This is a genomic window from Massilia sp. CT11-108 (assembly GCF_047302915.1).
In the GTDB taxonomy this organism is placed as follows: Bacteria; Pseudomonadota; Gammaproteobacteria; order Burkholderiales; family Burkholderiaceae_D; genus Telluria; species Telluria orientalis.
In genome coordinates, this window is sequence record NZ_JBKYMO010000311.1 from 1 (window position 1) to 6,881 (window position 6,881).

6 protein-coding genes are annotated in these 6,881 nt (G+C 66.4%); 1 reads left to right on the forward strand and 5 read right to left on the reverse strand.

The window, feature by feature from the left end; genetic code table 11:
- The 3 genes from ACEN88_RS21245 to ACEN88_RS21255 all read right to left on the reverse strand — a co-directional run.
- On the reverse strand, nucleotides 1-437 hold a 437-nt coding region (locus ACEN88_RS21245), incomplete at its 3' end, for a carbohydate-binding domain-containing protein (RefSeq protein WP_413342774.1).
- Nucleotides 438-439: 2 nt separating this feature from the next.
- Nucleotides 440-3,073: a TonB-dependent receptor gene (locus ACEN88_RS21250; RefSeq protein ID WP_413342776.1), complete on the reverse strand. Its 2,634-nt coding sequence runs from the start codon at nucleotides 3,071-3,073 to the stop codon at nucleotides 440-442.
- 132 nt (nucleotides 3,074-3,205) lie between these two features.
- Entirely contained in the window at nucleotides 3,206-3,406 is a 201-nt protein-coding gene (locus ACEN88_RS21255) for a DUF2905 domain-containing protein (protein ID WP_371765055.1), read from the reverse strand.
- A 115-nt stretch (nucleotides 3,407-3,521) separates the two neighbouring features.
- Between ACEN88_RS21255 and ACEN88_RS21260 the strand changes: the two genes are divergently transcribed.
- Entirely contained in the window at nucleotides 3,522-3,989 is a 468-nt protein-coding gene (locus ACEN88_RS21260; RefSeq protein WP_413342779.1) for a host attachment protein, read from the forward strand.
- 1 nt (nucleotide 3,990) lies between these two features.
- Here ACEN88_RS21260 and ACEN88_RS21265 read toward each other — a convergent pair whose 3' ends face one another.
- Together ACEN88_RS21265 and ACEN88_RS21270 are read right to left on the reverse strand one after the other, a co-directional pair.
- A complete protein-coding gene (locus tag ACEN88_RS21265; protein ID WP_413342781.1) occupies nucleotides 3,991-5,598 on the reverse strand; it encodes a methyl-accepting chemotaxis protein in 1,608 nt (535 codons plus the stop codon).
- Nucleotides 5,599-5,858: 260 nt separating this feature from the next.
- A partial coding sequence (locus ACEN88_RS21270) for a methyl-accepting chemotaxis protein (protein WP_413342783.1) occupies nucleotides 5,859-6,881 on the reverse strand: 1,023 nt, incomplete at its 5' end.

A 6,881-nucleotide genomic window follows, 5' to 3' on the forward strand; every position in this document is an offset into this window, starting at 1 on the left:
CCCCCCCATTCTTTTTTATCCCCCCTCAACCCGCCTCCCGACATGTCGCTCCGTCTGGTGGGCTCTGTGTTGTTTATAACACACTGGGCGACCGTGCGCCCGTCCGCTTCGACGAGATAGAAGCCGAGCGGCGCGTCCGTCAGGCTGATGGCCCAGAACTGCGCCTCGTAGCGCACGTCCAGCATCTCGCCGGGCTGCCACGGCGACGGCGCCGTGCGGCGCAGCGCGAACAGGTCGCCGTTCACGTGCTCCAGGTCGAAGCCCGCGCTCACGCTGCCGGCCAGCACGCGCCGGCACGCGTTGAAGTACACGGTCCATCCCGCCGCGATCGGCGCGCCCGACACGTTGGTGAGCGTCAGGCGCGCCGCGAACACGTCGTCCGCGACGAGGTTGGACACGCACGCCCACGTCACGACGACCTTCTCCCTTGGCGACACGATCAGAGCTTGCCGCGCAGGCCGAGGTAGAAGGTGCGGCCGTTCGAGTAGAACGCGCGCGGCTGGTCCTTGTTCTCGGCGTACATCTTGATCGTCTCGTTGGTGAGGTTCAGCGCGTCGAACGTGACCGTCAGGTGCTCGTTGATCTTGAAGTTCACCGAGGCCGCCAGCGACGGCATCGAGTCCACGTGCTGGCTCGCGCCGCGGTCGACGCCCGCCTTGTACGAGGAGCGGTAGCTGTACGCGAGGCGCGCGGAGAAACGGTCGTTCTCGTAGTAGCCCGTCACGTTGTACGTGTTCTTCGACGCGTTGAGCATCTCGCCGCCGCCATCCAGTTCGCCGTCCGCCCACGTGTAGTTGGTGAGCAGGCCGAAGTTGTTCCACAACGGCTGCTGCCAGGAGAGCTCGATGCCCTTGTTGGTGGCGCTCGTGTTGTACGGCGACGTGATCTGGTAGTCCGTGAACGCGCCGCGCTTGTTGTTGTAGTAGCTGCCGGTGCTCGTGCCCTGCGCGACGATGGAGCTGAAGTCCATGTAGAACAGGCCCGCCGACAGCATCGCCTTCGGCATGTAGTACCACTCGGCCGACAGGTCGTAGTTGACGGAGCGGATCGGGTCCAGCTTGACGTTGCCGCCGCTGCCCGACAGCGCATCGTCGTTCAGCGACACGGAGCCGCCCAGCGCGCTGTAGTCGGGACGCGCCATCGTCTTGGCGATGCCGGCGCGGACGACGAGGCTTGACGACACGTCGAACTTCACGTTCGCGCTCGGCAGCCAGTCGCGGTATTTGCGCTCATACGTCGTCGGCGTGTACGGACCGAACGCGGAACCCGTGACCGGATTCTGGCCGCCCGGCAGGTTCACGACGGTCGTCTGGCGCGTCTCGACGGCGCGCAGGCCGAAGTTGCCGCTCCAGTTGTCGCCGCCGATGTCGGCCATGCCGTAGACGGCCGCCGTCTTCTCGCCCACCTTGAATTCGTCGAGCCAGTTGTGGCGCAACGTGAAGTCCAGCAGGCGGTTGCCCGGCACCGCGCCCCAGGCGCCGAGGGCCGGTCCGCTGTACTTGAAGTAGTTGTTGAAAACGCTGCCGCCGAGGTCCGAGCCGAAGTCGCCCGGGTACATCTCGCCGTTCCACACTGGACCCGGATTGCTGAAGCCGTTCGGGCCCGGGCGCGTTTCCAGCGGGTGCTCGGCGGTGCGCCTGTGGTCCGTCCAGCGCGCGCCGAAGCGGACGCCCTGCAGCCACGGGTTGTCGCGCACGCGCCAGGTGCCGTCGACCTGCGCATACTTTTCCTTGTCCACGGACTGCGCTTCGCCGCCGCCCGCCCACGCCGTCGATCCCGGCTTCGTCGTGTTCCCGCCCGGGTAGCTGACGGTCGCCGGCGTCATGCCGTTCAGCGCGTACATCATGCCGCCGTCGACGTTGTTCTGGTAGTAGACGTCGCCATGGTCCCAGCCGATGCCGTGCGTACGGCCGATCTTGCCCGTGAAGCTCAGGTCCTCGTTGACGCGCCAGCGGCCGTTCAGGTCGATGTACCACGATTCGCCGCCCGCATCCGGACGGTAGATGTTGTCGACCTCGCCCGAGTTGCTGGAGAACGTCGCGCCGACGAGCGTTCCATTGCGGATCGCGGGGCTCGCCGGGACCAGGTTCGCGCTGTTGATCGAATTCGCGGGCGCGGCCAGCCAGTTGGTGTTCTGGTGCGGCGCGCTCAGTTTCGAATAGAAGCCGTTCAGGTCGACGCCGATGTCGCGCGTGGGTTTCGCCTCGATGTCGAAGGCGCCGCCTTCACGCTTCTTCTTTTGCTCGAAGAATGCGGCGCCGATAAAGGTCGGGACCTTCACGCCGGAAAGCGCAGGATTCGCGATGGCGGCGGCGCTCGTCGCGCTGATCGGCGTGTAGCCGAGGATCTCCTGGCCGTCGCGGCGCACGCTCTGCTTTTCCGAAAAGCCCTGCAGCAGCACGCCGAACGTATTGGTCGCGTTCTTCCAGCTCACGAGGGCCGACACCTGCGGCTCGGTCTTTTTCGCGAGGTCGTTGTAGTTGGCCTGCACGGACGCTTCCACCGTCAGGGGCTGGCGGAAGTCGAGCGGACGGCGCGTGATCACGTTGATGGCGCCCGACACGCCGCCTTCGACGAGATCGGCGGTGGCGCTCTTCTGCACGACGATGGAACCGACGAGTTCCGAAGGCAGCAGCGAAAAGCTCGACGAGCGGCCCACGTTGCCGCCGTACTGGTTCAGCACGAACCAGTCGCCCGTGCTGATCGCGTGGCCGTTGAACAGCGTCTGCTGCAGGCTGGGGCTCGTGCCGCGCAGGCTGACGCGGTCGTTCTCGCCGAAGCCGCCCTCGCCGCCCGCGGACGATTGCGTGTTCACGCCCGGCAGGCGCTGGATCGCGTCGGCCACGTTCTTGTCGGGCATCTTGCCGATGTCCTCGGCCGTCACCACCTCGACGACGGCGTCCGCGTTGCGCTTCTGGCGCAGCGACTGTTCCAGTGCCGCGCGCACGCCCGTCACGATCACGGTCTGCGCGTCCGGCGTGCCGCCGCCCTGTGCGCGCGCCTGTGCCGCGATGCCCATTACCAATATCGTCACCGCGCCCGCGATCGCGGTCCGTCCCATCGACTGTCTCATGTGCTCTCCCAAAACTGTGGTAATCAAAGAACCTTGCCAGTTTCGAATTCGTGGACGCTGCAGCGTCTCTCGTCTTCGTATGGGGCGCATTGTCTCGTTGAAATTCCGACCGTGTTTGTCAAATCTTGCTAATCAGCGGCGGAAGAACCACAGCACGATCGAGACGACGATCGAGATGACGAGGCAGGTAACGATGGGGAAGTTGAAGGAGAAACCCTCGCGGACGACGTGGATGTCGCCGGGGAGGCGGCCGAACGGGAACCGGCGCAGCCAGGGCCAGAGGAGCCCTGCGGCGAGCAGCACGAGGCCGAGAACGATGAGGAGTTTTTGCATGGCGCCAGTCTAGCGTACCTCGTGAAAATCCTGGTTGCGCTAGACTTCCCCTCAGCCTGTATGGCCCCGGTGGGGCCTACACCTTCAAATTTATTTTTGGAAAAAGGGGGAAAGCATGCCTACCACCTGGATCGTATCCGCCGACGCGGGCCGCGCCCGCATCTTCGCCGAATCGGACCCCAAGCAACCTTACATCGAAGTCGAGGACATGGTCAGCGCCAACGCGCGCCTGCGCGACATCGACATCAACACCGACCGGCTCGGTCCGACCTCGGCCGGCCAGAGCATCCACAATACGGGCGGCGCCACGCCGAACAAGCAGTACCAGCCGGCGCAGACGCCGGAACAGCACGACGCCGAGTTCTTTGCGAAGGACATCTGCAAGTACCTGCTGAAGGGCTGGCAGGAACAGCGGTTCCAGAAACTGGAACTGGTGGCCGAGCCGAAGTTCCTCGGCGTGCTGCGCGGCCAGCTGGACAACCAGCTCAAGCCGCTCGTCGACCTGGAACTGAACAAGGACTACAGCCACTTCAACGCGCACCAGCTGCGCGAACAGCTGCAGGCGCAGAAGGCCAAGTTCTGATTCACGCCCGTGCCAGTGCCGGACGCGGCTGAGCGTCCGCTACTGGCCGCGCGGCCTGCGCCGGCCGCGGGGCCACACGGAACACGCCGACCGACGCCGCCAGGCGCTGTGCCTGTTCGTGCATCGTGCCGGCCGCCGCGGCGGCTTCCTCGACCAGCGCGGCGTTCTGCTGCGTGACCTGGTCCATCTGCGCCACCGCGACGTTGATCTGGCCGATGCCGGCCGTCTGTTCGGCGCTGGCCGACGTGATCTCGCCCATGATGTCCGTCACCCGGCGCACGCTGTCGACGATCTCGCGCATTGTCGCGCCGGCCTGACCCACGAGGCGTCCACCCGTCTCCACGCGCTCGACCGAACTCTCGATGAGTCCCTTGATCTCCTTCGCCGCGCCGGCCGAGCGCTGGGCGAGGTTGCGCACCTCGGACGCCACGACGGCGAACCCGCGGCCCTGCTCGCCCGCGCGCGCCGCTTCCACGGCCGCGTTCAGCGCCAGGATATTCGTCTGGAACGCGATGCCGTCGATGACGCCGATGATCTCCGCGATGCGGCGCGACGCGTCGCTGATCTCGCCCATCGTGCCGACCACGTCGTCGATCACGGCGCCGCCGCGTTCGGCCACACCTTTCGCCGCTTCCGCCAGCGCATTGGCCTGGCGCGCGTTGTCCGCGTTGTGCTTCACGGCCGACGTCAGCTCTTCCATCGACGCGGCCGTCTCTTCCAGCGACGACGCCTGCTGCTCGGTGCGCGCCGACAGGTCCTGGTTGCCGGCCGCGATCTGGCGCGAGGCCGTCGCGATCGTATCGGTGCCGCCGCGGACTTCGCCGACGATGTCCGCCAGCGATGCGTTCATGGCGCGCAGCGCGCCGAGCAGCTCGCCGATCTCGTCGCTACGCTCGATGTGTACGGTTTGCGTGAGATCGCCGGCCGCCACGCTGCGTGCCACGCGCAAGGCTTCGGCCAGCGATGCGCCGATGCCGCGGATCAGCCATGCGGCGACGCAGGCACCGGCGAGCGCGCCGATGACGACCAGGGCGATCGAGAGATTGCGCGTGCGTTCGTAGCGTGCCAGCGCGGCGTCGTATTGCGCTTTCGCCACGTCCAGCTGCAATTGCACGAGCGCCTGCATGTTCTTTTGCGCCGGCAGATAGCGCGACGCGAGCGGCCCCTTGACGAGCTTCCGGACCTCGTCCGCATCGTTGGCACGCAGCGCGGCCATGGTCGGCTTGAGGCCTTCCCGAACGAACGTCAGGCGGCTCTCGATGAACGTCCGCGCCAGGACTTTTTCTTCCGGCGTCAGGTAGGTTGCCTTGTACCGGTCCCACAGCGTACTGATTTCCTGGATGCGTGCTTCGACTTCCGCGATCACGGGACCGTTGTCCGGCTCGGCCGCCAGTGCGGCACTCGACAGGGCGTTCTGGTTCTGCTGCATCAGCGACAAGATATGGCTGAGCTGGCTGAGGGGTACCAGCCGGTCGTTGTAGACGGTACCCAGCGCGGCATTCGTGACGCCCTGGTTGACGAGGCCGACGACGCCCACGACGATGGAAACCGCACTCAACAGTACGGTCAGGAAGATGAGACGGGTCTTGATACTGAGATGTTTGAACATGGCAATGGCAGGCAAAAGCGCCTGTTTGTAAGTATGGTGGCGCTACCAAACTGTAGAGCAGTTCAGAGGCCGCCGGTACTCATTTGTTGCCATCTATCCACAAAATCACGCGATCCTCAGCCATCTGCACCGAATTGGAGCCAATATCCCTATTTCAGTGCAGCAATACGCACCAGCATAGTGCAAAATACACACCCGTAAACGGCGACGCCCGCCGCTGCCGGAAGGCAGAGCGGCGGGCGCGAGGCCAGCGTTGTCGCTTAAAAGCCCTTGGCGCCGGCGGCTGTCGGACGACGTGCGGCAAGTGCCGGCTGCGGCCGGGACGGCGCACGGGATGCAGCCGCGGCCGCGTGGTCCAGCTTGAACACGCTGACCGCCTCGGCCAGGCTGCGCGCCTGTTCCTGCATGGATTCCGTGGCCGCGGCGGCCTCCTCGACCAATGCCGCGTTCTGCTGCGTCACCTGGTCCATCTGCTGGATCGCGGTGCCGACCTGTTCGATGCCGGCGCTCTGCTCGCCCGACGCGGCCGAGATCTCGGCCATGATGTCCGAGACGCGGCGCACGCTGGCGACGACTTCCTGGATCGTCGTGCCGGCCTCGCCCACCAGGCGCGAACCGGCCGCGACCTTCTCGACGGAGTCGCCGATGAGTTCCTTGATCTCCTTCGCCGCCGCGGCCGAGCGCTGGGCCAGCGTACGCACCTCGCTCGCGACGACGGCAAAGCCGCGGCCCTGCTCGCCCGCGCGCGCCGCTTCCACGGCCGCGTTCAGGGCCAGGATATTCGTCTGGAACGCGATGCCGTCGATGACGCCGATGATGTCGACGATCTTCTTGGACGACGCGTCGATCGCGCCCATGGTGTCGACCACCTGCGCGACGACGTCGCCGCCACGCACGGCCACGCTTGATGCCGACGCGGCCATCTGGTTGCCCTGCCGGGCATTCTCCGCGTTCTGGCGCACGGTGCCCGTCAATTCTTCCATCGACGCCGCGCTTTCCTCCAGCGCGCTGGCCTGCTCCTCGGTGCGCGCCGACAGGTCGTGGTTGCCGGTGGCCACCTCGACGGCGGCGGTGGCGATGGTGTCGGCGCCGCTGCGCACGCGCGTCACCAGCGCGTTCAGGTTCGCGTTCATCGTCTGCAGCGCGATCATCAGTTCGCCCGTCTCGTCGCGGCTCGCGACGTCGATGCGCGTCGTCAGATCGCCCTGCGCGACGGCGTTGGCGACGGTGACCGCGCGACGCAGCGGGCCGGTGATGCTGCGCGCAAGCCACCACGCCAGCGC

What these genes read in the sequence shown, in the direction of transcription:
- ACEN88_RS21250 (WP_413342776.1), bottom strand. Translation starts at nt 3,073, where the DNA reads ATGAGACAGTCGATGGGACGGACCGCGATCGCGGGCGCGGTGACGATA.
- ACEN88_RS21255 (WP_371765055.1), bottom strand. Translation starts at nt 3,406, where the DNA reads ATGCAAAAACTCCTCATCGTTCTCGGCCTCGTGCTGCTCGCCGCAGGG.
- ACEN88_RS21260 (WP_413342779.1), top strand. Translation starts at nt 3,522, where the DNA reads ATGCCTACCACCTGGATCGTATCCGCCGACGCGGGCCGCGCCCGCATC.
- ACEN88_RS21265 (WP_413342781.1), bottom strand. Translation starts at nt 5,598, where the DNA reads ATGTTCAAACATCTCAGTATCAAGACCCGTCTCATCTTCCTGACCGTA.